Source organism: Sphingobium sp. TCM1, assembly GCF_001650725.1.
Classification (GTDB): Bacteria; Pseudomonadota; Alphaproteobacteria; order Sphingomonadales; family Sphingomonadaceae; genus Sphingobium.
Genome location: NZ_LXVX01000012.1, coordinates 173,932 through 190,816, shown reverse-complemented (window position 1 = coordinate 190,816; position 16,885 = coordinate 173,932). Strand labels below are relative to the sequence as shown.

At 61.7% G+C, this 16,885-nt stretch carries 16 protein-coding genes; 10 read left to right on the top strand and 6 right to left on the bottom strand.

The genetic code is table 11. The annotated features are described in order from the left end of the window. Nucleotides 1–11: 11 nt before the first annotated feature. The gene (locus A7Q26_RS09840; RefSeq protein ID WP_066859206.1) at nt 12–941 is read left to right on the top strand and encodes a cupin domain-containing protein; all 930 of its coding nucleotides are present in this window, start codon (nt 12–14) and stop codon (nt 939–941) included. 23 nt (nt 942–964) lie between these two features. Here the strand turns inward: A7Q26_RS09840 and A7Q26_RS09835 are convergent, their stop codons facing one another. Then, nucleotides 965–1,948 carry a LysR family transcriptional regulator gene (locus A7Q26_RS09835; RefSeq protein WP_066859205.1) on the bottom strand — a complete coding sequence of 328 codons (984 nt, stop codon included), beginning with the start codon at nt 1,946–1,948 and terminating at the stop codon, nt 965–967. 216 nt (nt 1,949–2,164) lie between these two features. Here A7Q26_RS09835 and A7Q26_RS09830 point away from each other — a divergent pair, with 216 nt between their 5' ends. From A7Q26_RS09830 to A7Q26_RS09810, 5 genes are read left to right on the top strand one after another with little or no spacing between them, the layout of a single operon-like run. Continuing rightward, nucleotides 2,165–2,860 carry an SDR family NAD(P)-dependent oxidoreductase gene (locus A7Q26_RS09830; RefSeq protein ID WP_066859204.1) on the top strand — a complete coding sequence of 232 codons (696 nt, stop codon included), beginning with the start codon at nt 2,165–2,167 and terminating at the stop codon, nt 2,858–2,860. Between the two features lie 10 nt (nt 2,861–2,870). Further along, nucleotides 2,871–4,085, top strand: coding sequence for a cytochrome P450 (locus A7Q26_RS09825; RefSeq protein ID WP_066859203.1), 1,215 nt, complete (start codon nt 2,871–2,873; stop codon nt 4,083–4,085). A 22-nt stretch (nt 4,086–4,107) separates the two neighbouring features. Further along, nucleotides 4,108–4,329, top strand: a complete 222-nt coding sequence (locus A7Q26_RS09820) for a ferredoxin (RefSeq protein WP_066859202.1) — start codon at nt 4,108–4,110, stop codon at nt 4,327–4,329. Then, complete coding sequence (locus A7Q26_RS09815; RefSeq protein WP_066859201.1) at nt 4,326–5,561, top strand: NAD(P)/FAD-dependent oxidoreductase; 1,236 nt, start codon at nt 4,326–4,328, stop codon at nt 5,559–5,561. Before A7Q26_RS09820 ends, A7Q26_RS09815 begins: the two co-directional genes overlap by 4 nt. Further along, a complete protein-coding gene (locus tag A7Q26_RS09810) occupies nt 5,558–6,361 on the top strand; it encodes an SDR family NAD(P)-dependent oxidoreductase (protein ID WP_084439066.1) in 804 nt (267 codons plus the stop codon). The genes A7Q26_RS09815 and A7Q26_RS09810 overlap by 4 nt, the downstream gene beginning before the upstream one ends. A 44-nt stretch (nt 6,362–6,405) precedes the next feature. Here A7Q26_RS09810 and A7Q26_RS09805 read toward each other — a convergent pair whose 3' ends face one another. Next, on the bottom strand, nt 6,406–6,603 hold the full coding sequence (locus A7Q26_RS09805; RefSeq protein WP_066859200.1) for a ferredoxin: 198 nt from the start codon (nt 6,601–6,603) through the stop codon (nt 6,406–6,408). A 227-nt stretch (nt 6,604–6,830) separates the two neighbouring features. Between A7Q26_RS09805 and A7Q26_RS09800 the strand changes: the two genes are divergently transcribed. From A7Q26_RS09800 to A7Q26_RS09790, 3 genes are read left to right on the top strand one after another with little or no spacing between them, the layout of a single operon-like run. Further along, nucleotides 6,831–8,324, top strand: coding sequence for an aldehyde dehydrogenase family protein (locus A7Q26_RS09800; protein WP_066859199.1), 1,494 nt, complete (start codon nt 6,831–6,833; stop codon nt 8,322–8,324). Between the two features lie 10 nt (nt 8,325–8,334). Next, nucleotides 8,335–9,585, top strand: a complete 1,251-nt coding sequence (locus tag A7Q26_RS09795; RefSeq protein ID WP_066859198.1) for an MFS transporter — start codon at nt 8,335–8,337, stop codon at nt 9,583–9,585. Beyond that, on the top strand, nt 9,576–11,198 hold the full coding sequence (locus A7Q26_RS09790; RefSeq protein ID WP_232313744.1) for a spinster family MFS transporter: 1,623 nt from the start codon (nt 9,576–9,578) through the stop codon (nt 11,196–11,198). Before A7Q26_RS09795 ends, A7Q26_RS09790 begins: the two co-directional genes overlap by 10 nt. 99 nt (nt 11,199–11,297) lie before the next feature. Here the strand turns inward: A7Q26_RS09790 and A7Q26_RS09785 are convergent, their stop codons facing one another. From A7Q26_RS09785 to A7Q26_RS09770, 4 genes are read right to left on the bottom strand one after another with little or no spacing between them, the layout of a single operon-like run. Then, complete coding sequence (locus A7Q26_RS09785) at nt 11,298–12,251, bottom strand: LysR family transcriptional regulator (RefSeq protein WP_198162901.1); 954 nt, start codon at nt 12,249–12,251, stop codon at nt 11,298–11,300. After that, complete coding sequence (locus tag A7Q26_RS09780; protein ID WP_066859196.1) at nt 12,248–13,381, bottom strand: PrpF domain-containing protein; 1,134 nt, start codon at nt 13,379–13,381, stop codon at nt 12,248–12,250. Before A7Q26_RS09780 ends, A7Q26_RS09785 begins: the two co-directional genes overlap by 4 nt. Next, a complete protein-coding gene (locus A7Q26_RS09775) occupies nt 13,378–14,499 on the bottom strand; it encodes a CaiB/BaiF CoA transferase family protein (protein ID WP_198162900.1) in 1,122 nt (373 codons plus the stop codon). Before A7Q26_RS09775 ends, A7Q26_RS09780 begins: the two co-directional genes overlap by 4 nt. A gap of 17 nt (nt 14,500–14,516) precedes the next feature. Next, nucleotides 14,517–15,488: a ketopantoate reductase family protein gene (locus A7Q26_RS09770; protein WP_198162899.1), complete on the bottom strand. Its 972-nt coding sequence runs from the start codon at nt 15,486–15,488 to the stop codon at nt 14,517–14,519. A 241-nt stretch (nt 15,489–15,729) separates the two neighbouring features. Between A7Q26_RS09770 and A7Q26_RS09765 the strand changes: the two genes are divergently transcribed. Then, the gene (locus tag A7Q26_RS09765) at nt 15,730–16,884 is read left to right on the top strand and encodes an acyl-CoA dehydrogenase family protein (RefSeq protein WP_157102520.1); all 1,155 of its coding nucleotides are present in this window, start codon (nt 15,730–15,732) and stop codon (nt 16,882–16,884) included. The last annotated feature ends 1 nt before the right edge of the window (nt 16,885 follow it).

Sequence of the window (16,885 nt, the reverse complement as noted above, 5' to 3'; positions counted from 1 at the left end):
GGGAGCGCGACATGGCGACTAATCCGCATAGCAGCGCGCCGGACGGCTATTTCGATCAACTTGAAGCCTGCGGCTTCTCGCCGGGATGGGCGAAACGCGAACCGCAAATGTGGGCGGAGCCGCGCAGGCGGTTCGTCCCGACGGTCTGGCGCTACAGGCAGGCGCTCGATGCGCTCACCAAGGCAACCGAGTTCGTCTCGACCGAGTTCGCCGAGCGGCGCAATCTCATCCTGGTCAATCCGATCGAGAATAATATCTACCCGACCTGCCGTCATCTGGTAGCCGCCTATCAGCTGGTGCTGCCCGGCGAGACCGCACGATCACATCGGCATTCGCCCAATGCCCTGCGGCTCGTGCTCGATGCGACCGAGGGCGTCTACACGCTCGTCGACGGCATTCGGGTGGACATGGCGCCGGGCGACGTCGTGCTGACGCCGCAATGGCATTGGCATGGCCATGCCAATTATAGTGACACACCGGCTTTCTGGATCGATTTTCTCGACGTCCCCCTGGTCCAGAATCTCGAAAATATGTTCTTCGAACATCATCCTGACACGCTGGAGGCGGTGACAGGCGCAGCACCGGATTCGGAACTGCGGTTCAAGGCGGGTTTGCTGAAAGACAGGGCCGCGCAGGAAGGTGATCATCGCTTCGGCGAGGCGCACATGCCGACCATTGCGCTCCATGCGATCAATCTCAGCCAGAGCCAGAAACAGGACCATGGCGCGCGGATCGACAACAGCATTTTCGCGGTGACGGCGGGCGAGGTCTCGGTCGAGGTTGAAACGATGGGAAGCGTTTCCATGACACGCGGCGACGTTCTCGTCATACCGAGCTGGTATGCCTATTCGCTTCAAGGCGGCGCCGGAGGCGGCGCGATGTTGCGGGTGACTGACACACCCGTTTTCGAAAAGCTCGGCTTCCGGGACGTTCGCGCTTAGAATGCGACAAGAGGGCGATGTCCTCAGTCGTGGGTCTGCCGCCCCATCCCGATGGCGGCAGACCTTATACATTCTAGCAGCCAGCGGATCGCCGGCTTTTCCCGATAGTCCGCATGCGTCAGGCTCTGAATAACCAGTGGCGCAGACTGATAAGGTGGATCGAAGCGCAGCAGCCCGAATGTCTCGCCGAAGCGGTTCACCGCGCTCTCCGGCACGAGGCAGACTGCATCGCTGCGCGATACCGCCGCCATTCCCGCAAGCGAATCTGGAACGAAGGTCGCGACACGCCGCCGCAGTCCTGCGTCGAGCAACGATTCTTCCAGCGAGGCAATGCCATTCTGGATGACAAGTCGCTCCAGTCCCTGCCTCACATCGAAGCTTTCGACTGTATTCTTCGCCTGGCTGTCGATGTGGATATCGATGTGCGGCAGGCGGGACAACGCCTCGATAGTCAGCTTCCCCGCAGCTGCCGGGTGATCGCGCCGAATGACCCAGACATAGCTGTCGCGCAGGATTTCCTCCGCAACGAAACGCGGAGGCGTTCTGCGAAAATGCCCTAAAGCCACGTCCAGCGCGCCGCTATCCAGATCATCCACCACGCTGTTGTAGATGAGCCGCAGGTCGACCCGCGCATTGGGCGCGCGCCGTGCGACATCCGCAACCACTTCGGGCAGCAACACGGTGGTCAGATAAGGGACGCAGGCGACCCCGAAAGTTCGGTCGGTCGCCGCCGGGTCAAAATCAGGTGGCGCAATGACCTCAGCCAGTTGCGGAAGAAGAACCCGCAACTGCGCCGCAACGGCATGAGCCCTTGGCGTCGGCAGCATGCCGCGCGGCCCACGGGTAAAAAGTTCGTCCCCCATCATCATCCGAATCCGCCGCAGTGCGTGGCTGACGGCCGATGGCGTTATGAACAGCCGCTCCGCTGCGCGCGACACCGATCGTTCCTCATACAGGGCCTCGAAAAGGCGGAATAAGTTGAGGTCGACGCGGTCGATATTGGCCATTTTCCGGTCCCACAGTGATTTGAATAGAATTCACATTCTTCGGTCCCCGTTATCACTAGACCTCAAAAGCCTGCCGATCAACAATGGCGGCGAGCAGCGTTTCAATGCTGCGCAAAAAGAAAGGAGCGGCGCCTCAACAGGTGATCGTTCCAGCCAGGAGAGACGGGTCAGACGCCACGCATCTCCTGGTCATAACGAATTTGAGATGGAGTAGGCATGACGCAATCAGTCGCCATTGTTACAGGCTCGAACGGCAAGACCGGCCAGGCCATTTTGAGCGCGCTTTCTGAAGCGGGCTACAAGGTTGTCGGCCTCGACGTCGCCAATGAAGGGTTGGGCGGATACGCCTATCGACGTTGCGACGTCACCCGTTACGATGACATCGTCGCCGCCGTTGCGGCGGTCGAGGAAGAGTTCGGCACGATCCGCGTACTCGTCAACAATGCCGGCGTGTGGCACGGCAAGACCTTCTTCGACATCCGTCCCGAAGATTATGACCTGACCTATAATGTCAACACGCGCGGCCCCTTCTTCCTATCGCAGGAAGTCGCCAAGCGGCTGATCGCAGCGGGCGGTGGCGGGGTCATCGTCAATCTCGCCTCCATCGTCGCCGGCGCGGGCAGCGGCGTGACCGACTATGGCGGCTCGAAAGCCGCGATCGTCAACTTCACCAAGAGCATTGCCAAGCCGCTTGGGGCGCACGGCATCCGCGTCGTCGGCGTATCGCCCGGCACCATCAACACCGCGATGGGCGAAGCCGTACCAGCGGAAATCCGGAACAAGCTGATCGCCTCCAGCGCACTCCAGCGCGCGGCCGATCCCGAAGAGATCGCTTCGGTGATCGCATGGATGGTCAGCCCCGGTGCCGGCTATGTCACCGGCGCGACGCTGGACGTCAACGGCGGACTGTAAGGAGAAGATCATGTCGACCGCCGATAGCCTCGACCTACCGGTCTTTCCGGCCCAGCGCGGGTGCCCCTTCGACCCACCGCCTCTCTACGGAGAGGCGCGTGACGCGGGCAAGCCGCTGTCCATGCAGCTGTTCAACGGCCAGAAGATCTGGGTTTTCACCAGCTTCGAAGATGTCCGTGCCGTGTTGGCGGACAATCGCTTCAGCACGGTCCCAACGACGCCCGGCTTCCCGATGCAGTCGGAGGCGCGCAACGCCGTGCTGCAACTGCCGCCGACCTTCATTCGCATGGACCCGCCCGATCATGGCCGGTTGCGGCGGATGTTCACCAAGGAATTCATGGTCAAGCGCATCGACGCCATGCGTCCGCGCATCATGGCACTGATCGAGGATCTTTACGCGCAACTGGAAGCCAAGGGGCCGCCCTTCGAAATGGTGGAGGATTTCGCCCTCCCCCTCACCTCGACGGTCATTTCCGAATTTCTCGGCGTGCCGGTCAGCGACCGGGAATTTTTCCAGGAACAGAGCCGCCTCAAGGTGCTGATGGATGTCGACCCGATCATCCCGCAGGAGGCTTCCCAGAAGCTGATCGATTATTTCGACGGCTTGCTGCGGGAAAAGGCGAAGGATCCTCACGCCAATGACGATCTGCTGAGCCGCCTGATCATCGAACAGGTGCAGCCGGGCCATCTGTCCCATGACGATGCCGTGCTGCATGCGGACCTGCTGACCATGGCGGGTCATGAGACCACCGCAAACCAGATCGTGCTGGGCACGCTGAACCTGCTGCAGAATCCCGATCAAAAGGCTCTGCTCCTTCAGGACCCGGCCCTGCTGAAAGGCGCGGTCGACGAAATGCTGCGCTACAACAGCATCGTGCAGTTCAACGGCGCGCGGGTCGCTCTGGAGGACATCGACGTCAACGGTCATCTGGTCCGCAAGGGAGAAGGCGTTTTCGCCCTTATCGCAGCGGCCAATCGCGATCCCAAGGCGTTCGAGTGCCCTGACCGGTTCGACGTCACTCGAGCGCCCGACAATCATCTGGCCTTCAGCTACGGCATTCACCAATGCCTGGGTCAGCCGCTCGCCCGGGCGGAATTGCAATCGGTTTTCGGCACGCTGTTCCAGCGCTTCCCGACGCTGGCTCTCGCCGTGCCGTTCGAAGAGCTGGAATTCAAGGGAGACCATTTCGTCTACGGCCTCGAAGCGCTGCCGTTGACCTGGTGAGCCCATAGAGGAGAGGGCAGACATGAAAATCCATATCAGACAGGATCTGTGCGTGGGCGCCGGCCTGTGCGTTCTTTCCAGCGCGCAGATTTTCGATCAGCGCGAGGAGGATGGCGTCGTCGTCCTGTTGCAGGACAACCCGCCGCCTGAATTGCAGGATGCGGTGCGCGGCGCTGCCCGCAAATGCCCCTCACTCGCGATCATCGTTGAAGAAGATGATCCGGCGGGGGCCACCTCCGCATGAGCGACGTCGTCATCATCGGCGCTGGACAGGCGGGCTTGCAGCTCGCCTCCTCCCTGCGCGACAACGGCTTTGCCGGCTCGATCACGATGGTCGGCGATGAAGTACATCCGCCCTATCAGCGCCCGCCCTTGTCCAAGGCCTTTCTCGCCGGCACCGCGCCCGAATCCATGCTCTTCATGCAGGAGCCGAAATTCTTCGCAGACCACGCGATTGACTTTCGGGCCAATGACGCGGTGGACACGATCGATCGGGAACTGAAGCAGGTCAATCTCCGCTCCGGCGCGTTCCTGCCCTATTCCCATCTCGTCATCGCGACAGGCACCCGCAATCGCGCGCTGCCCTGCGTCGAAGGCGAGACATCGGGCGTCGTGTCCCTGAGAACCATCGAGGACGCCAAAGCGCTGATGCAGGGGCTTGAGCGGGCCACGAAGCTGGTCGTCATCGGCGCTGGTTTCCTGGGGCTGGAGGCTGCCTCCATCGCCTCGGACGCGAAGATCGAGGTCCGGGTCATCGAAGCGGGCAGCCGGGCGCTCGGCCGAGTGGTCAGCGCCCCTGTTTCGGAAGCAGTCCAGGCCGCGCATGAAGCGCGCGGCGTCATTTTCTCCTTCAACGAGGCGGTGGTTGCACTTCATTCAACGGACGGTCATGTCAGCAGCGTCGAGTTGGGATCGGGCGAGCGCATCCCGGCAGATCTGGTGCTCGTGTCGATCGGCGTCGTGCCCAACAGCGAGCTTGCGGCCGCCTGCGGCCTCACCGTTCACAATGGCGTCGTCGTCGACGCGCAATTGCTGACTGAAGATCCGAATATCTCCTCGATCGGGGACTGCGCGGCCTTTCCCTTCGCCGCCGATGGTGGCCGCATGGTCCGTCTGGAATCCGTCCAGAACGCCGTGGATCAGGCGCGATGCGTTGCCGACCGGCTAACCGGCAAGGTTGAAGCCTATGATCAGGTGCCGACCTTCTGGAGCGATCAGGCAGGCCTGCGCCTGCAAATGGCCGGTCTGGCGCGGGGCGACGAAGATGTCGTGGTGCGGCGCGACCCGGCAACGGGAAATTTCTCCGCCTATTGCTACCGGGGTGATAGCCTGGTGGCCGTGGAATCAGTCAGCCGCCTTCCCGACCATATGCAGGCGCGTAAGCTGCTGCGGATGAAGATCAGCCCGTCCCGCGAGCAGGCGGGCGATCCGACCTTCGATCTCAAACAACTTGTCAACAAGGAGACTGCTGCGTGAGTGCACGCTTGTCCGAACGGAAGGTGATCGTAACCGGCGCGGCCCAGGGCATGGGTCGCGCCATTGCAGTTCAGGCCGCGCGCGAAGGCGCCGCTTTCGTCACCATCGCCGACGTAAAGGAAGAGGCGGGAGAGGAAACCGCCGAGCTGGTACGCCAGCAGGGCGCCAAAGCTCTGTTCGTGAAAACCGATCTGCGCGACGGCAGGGCGATCAAGGCGATGATCGATGCAACGGCCGCGAACGCGGGCGGCATCGATGTGCTGGTGAACAATGCGGGCATCACCGACGACGCCGTCGCCAAAAGGATCGAGACGATCGAGACGCTGACCGAGGAAATCTGGGATACGGTCATGGACGTCAATCTGAAGGCGACCTGGCTTGCGATGAAATATGCGACGCCCTACCTCAAGCAGTCGACACTCTCTCCCGCTGTGGTCAATGGCGCTTCGGTGGCCAGTTCCGTCGCCTATCCTGGTCTTCCGACCTATGGTCCCAGCAAGGCCGCCGTGGTGCTGCTGACGCAGGGCGCGGCGATCGATCTCGCCCCCTATGGCATTCGCTGCAACGCCTATGCGCCGGGCGCGATAGACACGCCAATGCTCTCGCACAGCCTGGAGTCATTCGAAGACCGTGAAGCGGCGGCCAAGCGGCTTTGGGGTCCGCATCTCATCCAGCGACTGGGCACGCCCGAAGAAGTCGCGATGCTGGTCTGCTTCCTCGCTTCGGCGGAGGCATCCTTTTCGACCGGCGCAGTTTTCCGTGTGGATGGCGGCACTCTCGCCTGGCGCGGTGTGCATTGAAACAGGCGCCGGCCGATCGCCAGATCGGCCGGCGCACCCCACCTTTAATTGTCGTGAACCACGATCGCCAGCGTCGGGCAAAGCCTGGCTGCCGCAATGGCGGCGTCCCGTCGATCTTCAGGTGCATCTTCGCGCACCAGATAGACGATGCCGTCATCTTCATTCTGCTCGAAAAGATCTGGAGCCGCGACGACGCACTGGCCCACGCCGATGCATTTTTCCGGGAAAATCTCGATACGCATTCCAAACTCCTCTCATCGCACCTTTTTCGGCTCGCAGTGGAGGATGAGACAAACTGTATTTTGATTCAAGTGACACCTCTTCCACACCAAGTTGAATTTCATTCACACGATGGTCGGCATGACCGTCCGATCAAGCAAACGAAAATCATATTGTTTCCAACGGCCCGCTCCGGCGTAGGCCTAGCGTAAGCCTGCGGTTGTCAGCGATGTTACCAGGAGAGATTGACATGAGTTTCCACGAGCGGATCGAAGCACCCGCACGCGCCTTCCTCGAAAAAAAGCATCAACTGCTCATCGACGGCAAGGCCGTCGAAAGCCGGTCGGGCGAACGGCTCGACATCATTGATCCGGGCAATGGCAAAGTCATTGCCACGTCCGCCGCTGGTACTGCCGAAGATGTCGATCTGGCGGTGGCAGCAGCGCGGCGCGCATTTGAAGGCGACTGGGCCAAGGTCAAACCGAACCAGCGCGCCCGTCTGATGATTCGCTATGCCGAACTGATCGAGGCGCATGGCGACGAACTGGCGCAGCTTGAATCCATCAATTCCGGCAAGCCGCTGACCTTCTGCCGCAACGCGGACATCCCCAATGTCAGCGAGATGTTCCGCTATATGGCGGGCTGGGCGACCAAGATCGAGGGCACGGCCCCCAATGTCTCGCTTCCGGGCGAATGGGCGGCCTATACGCTCCGGGAGCCGGTCGGCGTGGTCGGCCAGATCCTGCCATGGAACTTCCCCCTCAACCTCTTCTCCTGGAAGGTGGCACCAGCCCTCGCCAGCGGCTGTACGATCGTGTTGAAGCCCGCTGAACTGACGCCATTGACCGCGCTGCGCATGGCCGAACTGGCACTGGAGGCGGGCATCCCCGCCGGGGTGCTCAACATCGTCACCGGTTGCGGCAATCCCGTGGGCGCGGCCATTTCCGAACATCCCGGCATCGACAAGGTTTCCTTCACCGGGTCCACCGAAACCGGCAAGAAAATCCTGCATGCCGCGACCGGCAACCTCAAACGAGTGACGCTGGAACTGGGCGGCAAGTCGCCGGTCATCGTGTTCCCCGACGCCGATCTGGACGCCGCCGCCGCTGGCGCCGCGCGCGCCATCTTCTTCCATGCCGGGCAGGTTTGCGCGGCCGGATCGCGCCTGTTCGCGCATGAGGCTATTCATGACGCCCTGGTAGACCGCATCGCCGCCATCGCCTCCAAGATGAAGGTCGGCTACGGCCTCGACGATGATTCCGACCTCGGGCCTGTTATTTCCCAGACGCAGTTCGATCGCGTGACAGGCTATCTCGCCGCGGGGCAGGAACAGGGCGCGCAGGTCCGCGTCGGAGGCCAGCGCGTCGGCGACAGCGGCTACTTCATCCAGCCCACCATCCTCACCGGCACGAAGCCCGGCATGTCCGTGGTCGACGAGGAAATTTTCGGCCCTGTCCTGTCCACCATGACCTTCAGGGACGAGGATGATCTCGATTCCATCGCCTCGCAGGCCAATGCCTCGCCCTATGGCCTTTCAGCCAGCGTATGGACCAGGGATGTTCGCATCGCTCATCGGCTGGCTCGTCGGATCAAGTCCGGCGCGGTGGGTGTGAACGTCCATTCGGCGGCAGACGCCTCCCTTCCCTACGGCGGCTTCAAACAGTCCGGCTGGGGGCGCGAGCGCGGCTTCGATGCCATCGAATCCTATACCGAAGTGAAGGCGATCACGCTCAACCTGAACTGAGTTCGCTGCGATGTCCACCGACGAACCCGTGCCACGGCTATGGAGCAGCAGGGCTTTCCTTCTGCTTTGGACTGCCACGGTCGCTTCGAACCTTGGCACGCAGGTTCAGTCGGTGGCGTCGGCCTGGCTGATGACCGATATCGGCTCATCGGCGCAGGTCGCGTTGATCCAGTCCCTCATCTCGCTTCCGTTGATGATCCTTGCGCTTCCGACCGGCGTGCTGGCGGATGTTTTCGATCGCTGGCGGCTCATCGCCTTTGCCTATTTCCTGATGTTCGCAGCCGCACTGGCCGCGGCCTGCGCCGGTTTCGGCCAAGGCATGACGCCTGTACTCCTGCTGCTGCTTTGCTTTCTGTTCGGATCGGGACAGTCCTTTTTCGGCCCCACATCCATGGCAGCGGTCAGAGATAGCGTTCATGCGTCCTTGATCGCGGCTGGCGTGGCCGCGCTATCCATCGCCTTCAACCTTGCCCGTTGTCTGGGACCGGCATTGGGAGGCGGCCTTGTGGCTGCCGGAGGTGCCAGCTGGGCCTTTGCGATCAATGCGGGCATGTGCGGATGCGTGCTACTGCTGCTGCTCGCCATGCCGCGCGCACCTGTGGGCAAGGAAAGGCAGCGCCCCGCCCTGCTCGCACTTCTGGTCGAAGGATTGCGCTACAGCGTGGTGGATCGCCCGATGCGGGTGATCGCATTGCGGATGTTTGCCTTTACGGCCAGCGCCAGTCCGATCTGGGCGCTACTACCCCTGCTCGCCCGCGTGCAGTTGCATGGGACTGCCGTCACCTATGGCATCACCATGAGCGCGCTGGGAATCGGGGCACTCGCCATTTCCTTTTGCATCCGGCCCCTGCTGGAGCGCTTTTCCGGCGAGACGATCTTTCGCTGCTGCAACGCGGTCAGCGCCTTAGCGCTGCTGAGCCTACCCCTGACGTCGCATTGGTTGATTGCTGCCATCCAGCTTTTCGCGGCCGGCGCTGCCTGGGTTGCATCGCTCACCATCTTCAATATCGCGGCGCAATCGAATGCGCCGACGCCCATGGTCGGCCGCGCCATCGGCATCTTCTATTCATCCGTCTTCGGCGGGTTGACCATCGGCAGCGCGCTGTTCGGCCATATCGTCGAAACAAGCTCACTCACCAGTGCCTTCCTGCTTTCAGGCGGGCTTGTCGTATTGACGCTGATCTCAGGCATCGCCTGGCCTGTGCCGGTCCCATCAGCCCTTTCCCTTCCGCTCGAACCCCGTGAGGCCCCATGCACATGACGATCCAGAACAAGACCGAACCGGCCTGGTATCGGTGGTATATATTGACGGTGCTGGTTGGCGTTTATGCGTTCAGCTATGTCGACCGCCAGATCGTCACCGTGCTGGCTCCCTTTCTGAAACATGACCTGGGCGTGTCGGATGCACAACTGGGTATCCTTTACGGCACAACCTTCGCACTTTTCTACGGGCTGTTCGGCATAGCCCTCGCGCGACTTGCCGACGGCTGGAGCCGGGTGCGGACCCTGGCGCTGGGCCTTTCCTTCTGGTCGGTGATGACGGCCCTCTCGGGCGCTGCCGGGAATTTCACCCAGCTTGGCCTTGCACGGATCGGCGTCGGCGTCGGCGAGGCCAGCTCGACCCCGGCCGCCGTTTCTATCCTGGGCGATTATTTCGACAAATCGCAGCGTGCAACGGTACTCGGGCTATATTCGATCGGCGTCTATGTCGGCGCAGGGCTTTCGCTGGTGATCGGCGGCTCGGTGGTCGCCTTCTGGCAAACCCATTTCCCGAATCCGGAGGCGGCACCGCTGGGTCTAGCGGGTTGGCAGGCAGCCTTCATGGCCGTCGGCGTTCCCGGGCTCCTGCTGGCGCTGCTCATCACCCTGACCATCAGGGAACCCGTGCGCGGTCGCCTTGAGGGCGTTGTGCATCTGGGTGATGCAACACCATTCCGCAGCGCCTTGCGGGAAGCCTCTGCCATGCTGCCGCCGTGGAACATCCTGCGCCTCGTGCGCGAGGGCTATCCTCGAACGGAAATCAGGAAAAACCTGATGTGGCTGGCGCTCGCTGCCGTCTTCGCCTTCCTCATAATCCGATTTACGGACGGGCTGTTGAGCGCCGACCGCCGTCCAGTTGTCGGCTATCTTGCGGGGCTGGAGATCACCAGCAACGTCATCCAATGGGTCGCAATGTCAATTGCCTTCTACGCGGTGGCCAGTTGGTTCCAGTCGCTCCGATTGCGCGACCCCGAGGCGTCGAGCATGCTGACCTCCTCGCGCACCTTCTGCGCCCTGACCCTCGCTGGCGGCTTCCTCGCCTTCTCGATGAACGCGACGACGGGCTTCGTCTTTGTCTACGCCAATCGCTATCTTGGCTTCACCGCCGCAAACGGCCTTCAACTTGGAGCCATCGCGGCCATTTGCGGCGGTCTGGGCATCACCGTCAGCGGCTATCTTGCCGACTATGCGCGACGCCGGTTCGTGACGGGTCGTCTCTGGTTCACCAGCCTGACCGCCGCCGTCTTTACGCTGGCTAGCCTCGTCCAGTTTACGACGCAGAATGTATCGCTGTTTTACATGGCCTTTGCTGTGTCGACCTTTTTCGTGCCCATGTGGTTTGCGCCCAATCAGGCGACGACGCAGGATCTGGTGACGCCGCGCCTTCGCGGCACGGCCTTCGCGATGTACTCGCTGGGCGCCAACATATTGGGACTGGGTCTGGGACCCTATACGGTCGGCCTGATCAGCGATGCTACCGGGGATCTGCGGTTCGCGATCCTCTGCGCCTTGAGCACGTTACCCTTCACGATATTGGTATTGGCCTATGCAGCCCGCCATCTCCCAGCAGATGAACGGGTCGCCCAGCGCGCGGCCATGGGCATGACGCAATGAGGTGCTGAATGGCAAGAGCGCAAAACCGACTCGGCTTTGCGCTCTTGCAAATGTGGAGCAGCAACTATTCCTTAGTCGCCGACCTCTAAAAATTTGCCTTTAATATGCCGCGCGCTTCATGAAAATATGAGGATGCAGGGGCAACATAAGCTCTGCCTGCTTTCTCGCGGCATCGATGAAGTGATCCAGCAACGGAGATTCCGCATCCTTGCGCGTCGCCAGGGCGAAGGTGATACCGACCGTCTCTTCCTTGAGCGGACGATAGACCACCCCATTCGTCTGCATCAGTTCGATGATGCCCGGCACGATCGATATCCCCAGACCGGCGGCAACCAGACACACGGCGGTATGCATGTCTGACACTTCATGCGCGATATTGGGCTCCAACTCATGGCTGTCGAACACGTCGAGTACTCGGTCGGAATAGCCCCGCTGTGGCCCGCGCGCGACCGCCACCAAAGGGCGGTTCACGATTTGGGACAGGCTGATGCTGTCACCAAATTCGTCGGCCATGCTGGCCGGGATCGCGACCGTCAGCCGCTCGCGATATAATATCTCGGTGTGGATATCGCGCTGATGGATCGGACCGCGCAGTAGTCCGACCTCGATCACTCCCTCGTTCAGTCCGGCGATCTGCTGCGCGATCGTCATTTCCGTCAGGTTGATTTCCGCATTGGGAACCCGAACGCTGAAATCGCGCAGCACGGCGGGCAGGAACGAATAGACCGCCGAATAGATTGCGCCGACCCGCAGATTGGCACGCGCGCCTCGCTCCACCATATGGACCGCAGCCTCGGCGGCCGCAGCCGCGTTGATGACCCGATGTGCATAGTCGACCAGCACTTCACCAGCCGGCGTCAGACGGACATTCCGCTTTTCCCGAATGAAGAGCTGGGTACGCAAATCCTGCTCCAGACTGAGGATCTGCTGGCTGAGCGGTGGCTGGGCTATGCCGACCTTCTCGGCGGCGCGGGTAAAATTCAGTTCCTGCGCAACGGCAAGGAAATAGCGAAGCTGCCTGATATTCATGGACGTGTTATAGGCGCTGCTCATGACGGCTGTCGACCCAGCGCAGTTGCGGGGACCAGCACATTTCCTTCCATCAGGCGTCGCGCGGTGCGAAAGACGGTGACGCTGCGCGCAATGCCATTTTCTACGATGGCGTCGACCGGCAGGACGCCTGAGGCATGAGCGATCCGCAGCGTTCCGGCGCCGGTTTGCTGCACCAGATCAGCGACCACGCTTCCCGGCAGACGAGCCGCGACGGCCAGACACATCGCCCCGGTCAGAGGCGTCGCCTTGTGCGGCTGTCCAGCCGAAATCATCCGAACCTGAATATCCGCGTCTTGAGATGCCGCAGATACGATCGCCACAAGAGGAAGGTTCGGCACCAATGTCCGTGCCTCTTCCTGCGTTTTGGTGACGCCCATCGCCAGCGAGGCCGCCACGCGCAATTCATCCAGCAAGGCCAGCATGCCGGGGGCAGCATCGATATCGGAGGGTTTTTCATCCCCCTTCATGCCCAAAGCGTCAGCCGCCACGAACACAACCGGATTGGCGGCGTCGACGAGCGAAACCTCAAGCGCCCGTCCATCGACCATCAGGATCTGGCGCGCCTGCCCAGTCGGCAGCAGCAGTCCGGTGGCCGATCCGCCGGGGTCTAGAAAGTCGAGCCTGATGGGAGATCCTGTCCCCGCGACCCCCTGGATCGCAAAATTGCCCGATACCGCCGCCTGCCCGTTTTCAACCTGCACATGGGCATGGATGATCTTGCCAGAGGCGACATGATGAATGCGCACCAGCGCTTCACCATCGGAAACCTCCACCAGCCCCTGGTCGATCGCATAGGGTCCGACCGCAGCAGAGATATTGCCGCAATTGCCCCGATAGCTGACGTTAGTGCCCTTTACCGCGACTTGCGCGAAAATATAGTCGACATCAGCATCGGGATGGGTCGGCGGGCCGATGACTGCTATTTTCGAGAGCGACGATATACCCCCGCCCAGACCGTCCAGTTGCCGTCCTCCCGGATCGGGGCTGCCCAATGCTGCCGCAAAAATCGGCGCCCAGGAATCTCGATCGTCGACGCTGCCAGGCAGATCGTCCGTATGGAAAAAAAGCGCGCGGCTGGACCCGCCGCGCATATAGACCGATTTCAGCCCGACCTGCCCGCCTGCACTCATGCGAGCATATCATTATCCTGCCCCAGCGCGGGTGCAGGCATCAGCGGACGCAGGACATTTCCATCGACGGTCATCGGATAACGCGGCGCGCGCACCGTTCCGAGGGGCGTTTCCATCTCGGCATAGACCTGATTGTGCAGAAGCTGCGCATCCTCCAGTCCCGCATCGGGACTATTCACCGGGGCGGCCGGCACCTGCGCCTCACCGAACAGCGGCAGCCATTCCGCAGTCGTCTTCTCCTTCAGCGGATCAGCGATGATGGAGAAAAAGCGATAGGTCCGCTCCCGCCCATCGGCGATGGCGCGAAGCTCGTCCTTACGCCCTTCGCAGCCGACCACCTGCAAGGTCGCGCTCAACTGCTTGCCCGTGACCGGAGAGAGGACCATGTGGCCATCCTTCGTCGCCACGACCACCTGCGGCGGCGCGTTCCAGTCACGGCCGTCGTCGATGAAGGTCCGATGCTGGAGCATGTCGGGGAAATTATAATAGCTCATCATGTCGAGCATCGATGTCTGTAGATGCATGCCCTTGCCGGTGCGCGCCCGGCCGGCAAGCCCCGCCAGCGCCATCTGGCACGCGAAAAGTGCGCCGATCTTGTCGGCCAGGAAATGGTTGGTAGCACGCGGCACCCCGTCGACGGCTTCGAACGCCAGCAGGCCGCTGCGTCCCTGCAACAGCGCGTCATATACCGGTTCGCTCGACAGCGGGCCATCGGGACCATAGCCGGTGATGGACAGGCGGATCAGCCGTGGATTGATCGCGCTGATCACATCATTGCCAAGACCTAGCTTGGCCGTCACCTGCGGCTTGCTGTTCTCGATGAAGATGTCCGCGTCGGCCAGCAAGACCTTGAGCTGCGCGAGGCCCGCTTCCGATTTAAGATCGATCGTCACGGCGCGCTTGCCGTTGTTACCGTTGAGCCAATAGATGCTCGTTCCCTCGCGCGTCGGTCCGACCGCCCGGTAGGGATCGCCGGTCGGCATTTCCACCTTCACCACGTCAGCGCCCATATCGCTCAACATTTTCGCGCTGAACGGGCCGGCAAGATAGGTCGCCATCTCCACGACCTTGATCCCGTCCAAAGGCCGGACGAATGCCGAATTGTCGGAGGAAGTCACGCCTGTATCTCCTGTCATCAATGTTTCGCGGTACGCAGCGCCATCAGCGAAAGGATTGCGTCCAGCGCCGGGGTCGGCATTCCGGCCATTTCCTTCACGGCACGGATCGACTGTTTCAAAATCTCGATTTCCAATGGCCGACCCGCTTCGAAATCCTGAAGCATCGACATTTTGTGCGCGGGCGCGGAGAGCGTTACGCCTATCCGCTTTTCGACCGGCACCGTGATCGTCAGGCCAATCCGCTCTGCAATCGCGTCGGCTTCGCGCATCATAGCGGCAATGCTGTTCAGCGCATCGCCGTCCGCCCCGATCGCCCCATTGGTCGCCCCGGTCAGCACCGCCACGGGGTTCCAGCAGAGGCTGTTTACGAACTTGATCCAGATGTCGCCGCGAATATTGGGTCGAACGGGGGTTCGAATTCCCGATTGCGTCAAACAGTCGGCCAACGCCTTCGCGCGCTCGGAAAGGTCGCCGTCCAGCTCGCCCAACATGCATGTCGCAACCGGTCCATCCTGATGCACGACGCCGGGCGCCGCCGAATGCGCGCCGATCCAGTAAACGATACCGAGCACCTGCGCAGGCGGCATGGCCCGCATCTGCACGCCATCGGGATCTAGCAGGGATACGGAATCGGCCTGCCCACCAAGGCTGGAAAGCAATGCCGCCGGAATGCCGGTGGTCGGCGGCAGAATCATCGTGTCAGGGCCGATCAGGGGAGCCAGTTGCGGCAGTGCCGAGCGAAGCTGGTGGGCCTTCAGCGTCAGCAGCACGGCGTCTTGCGCGCCAAGCGTCGCCGGATCGTCCGTCACGCGGGGATGGGCGACAAAGGAACCCGACGGCGTTCGCACCTCCAGCCCACGATCACGCACCGCCGCCAGATTTTCACCCCGCGCCACCATGTTCACATCGCACTGGCCCGCGCGGGCCAGATGACCCGCAATATAGCCCCCGATCGCACCCCCGCCAAAGATACAGATTTTCACCATCATTCTCCTGCCCTCTCCTATAGGCCGCATCAGGTGCCGGGCGCGACTAAGGAAAGCGCATGATATGGCAATCGTCTGGTTTCAGACCGGAAAGCATAACGGCCGCCATCAGAGGCAATCCGTTTTGATCGATTATATTTCCATATTGGTGATGGCGCAGTGGCCAACCTATGGTTTCCCCAACAGACAGTGCGCCCCTAACCGTGACGCACGACCAATGCCATCGAGCGAGAGGAGCTTCGATTTGAATCTGGGCGAGGAAAAGGAATTCTTTCGCGAGACCATCCGCCGACTGACCCAGGACAAGCTGGCGCCGATGGTCGAACATCTCGAAAAGACGGACGAGTTCCCCCGCGAAGCCGCCGAGCTTTTCGGCGAAATGGGACTGTTGCAGTTATGGATCCCCGAGGAATATGGCGGCCCCGGCGGCGACCTGACCACCGTCTGCGTTGCGAAGGAAGAAATAGCCCGCGGCAGTTCGCTTGCCCTTTCGACGCTCTGCGCCAACAATTCGGTCGGCCTCATCCTGCCGCTGCTGCATTTCGGCACGGAAGCCCAGAAGCAGCGCTACCTGACGGAAGCGGCAAAGGGGAAAACCATCGCGGCCGTCGCCATGACCGAACCGCAAGCCGGTTCCGACGTCGCAAGCATGCGGACCACGGCTCGCAAGGATGGAGACAGCTACGTCATCAACGGCCAGAAGAACTGGATTACCTGGGGCGCTGACGCCAATTATACGCTGGTGTTCGCCCGCACCAGCGGGGAGCGGGGCCATGACGGGATCAGCGCATTTCTCGTCGACACCAAGACGCCGGGCTATCATGTCGGTCGTAAGGAAGAGAAGCTGGGACGCCATGGCGCCCCGACCTGCGGCCTGTTCTTCGAGGATATGCGCGTCGAGGCGGACTGCATGATCGGTGAGGAAGGCAAGGGCTTCAAGGCCTGTATGCGCATCATGGACCTCAACCGTCCTACGGTGGCGGCCTCTGCGCTGGGCATGGCGCAGTCCGCCCTCGATCTTTCAGTGAATTATGCGCGCGAACGCGTGCAGTTCGGGAAACCGATCGCCGATCTGCAAGCGATCCAATTCAAGCTCGCGAACATGGCGATGCATGTCGAAGCTTCGCGCGCACTGCTCTATTCCAGTGTCGGTGAAATCGACAGCGGCGATCTCTCCCGCCTGCCCTATCTCGCTTCGACCTGCAAATGCTTCATCTCGGACGTCGCCATGGATGCGGCGCTGGAGGCGGTGCAGATCCTCGGCTCTTACGGCTATTCGAAGGAATATCCCGCCGAACGGCTGATGCGCGATGCCAAGCTCAACCAGATTCTGGAGGGCACGAACGAAATCCATCATATCATTGTGGCACGCCGGCTTCTCCAGGCTGCGGCGCAATAAG

What these genes read in the sequence shown, in the direction of transcription:
- A7Q26_RS09835 (WP_066859205.1), bottom strand. Translation starts at nt 1,948, where the DNA reads ATGGCCAATATCGACCGCGTCGACCTCAACTTATTCCGCCTTTTCGAG.
- A7Q26_RS09790 (WP_232313744.1), top strand. Translation starts at nt 9,576, where the DNA reads ATGCACATGACGATCCAGAACAAGACCGAACCGGCCTGGTATCGGTGG.
- A7Q26_RS09830 (WP_066859204.1), top strand. Translation starts at nt 2,165, where the DNA reads ATGACGCAATCAGTCGCCATTGTTACAGGCTCGAACGGCAAGACCGGC.
- A7Q26_RS09820 (WP_066859202.1), top strand. Translation starts at nt 4,108, where the DNA reads ATGAAAATCCATATCAGACAGGATCTGTGCGTGGGCGCCGGCCTGTGC.
- A7Q26_RS09825 (WP_066859203.1), top strand. Translation starts at nt 2,871, where the DNA reads ATGTCGACCGCCGATAGCCTCGACCTACCGGTCTTTCCGGCCCAGCGC.
- A7Q26_RS09785 (WP_198162901.1), bottom strand. Translation starts at nt 12,251, where the DNA reads ATGAGCAGCGCCTATAACACGTCCATGAATATCAGGCAGCTTCGCTAT.
- A7Q26_RS09770 (WP_198162899.1), bottom strand. Translation starts at nt 15,488, where the DNA reads ATGATGGTGAAAATCTGTATCTTTGGCGGGGGTGCGATCGGGGGCTAT.
- A7Q26_RS09840 (WP_066859206.1), top strand. Translation starts at nt 12, where the DNA reads ATGGCGACTAATCCGCATAGCAGCGCGCCGGACGGCTATTTCGATCAA.
- A7Q26_RS09815 (WP_066859201.1), top strand. Translation starts at nt 4,326, where the DNA reads ATGAGCGACGTCGTCATCATCGGCGCTGGACAGGCGGGCTTGCAGCTC.
- A7Q26_RS09800 (WP_066859199.1), top strand. Translation starts at nt 6,831, where the DNA reads ATGAGTTTCCACGAGCGGATCGAAGCACCCGCACGCGCCTTCCTCGAA.
- A7Q26_RS09780 (WP_066859196.1), bottom strand. Translation starts at nt 13,381, where the DNA reads ATGAGTGCAGGCGGGCAGGTCGGGCTGAAATCGGTCTATATGCGCGGC.
- A7Q26_RS09795 (WP_066859198.1), top strand. Translation starts at nt 8,335, where the DNA reads ATGTCCACCGACGAACCCGTGCCACGGCTATGGAGCAGCAGGGCTTTC.
- A7Q26_RS09805 (WP_066859200.1), bottom strand. Translation starts at nt 6,603, where the DNA reads ATGCGTATCGAGATTTTCCCGGAAAAATGCATCGGCGTGGGCCAGTGC.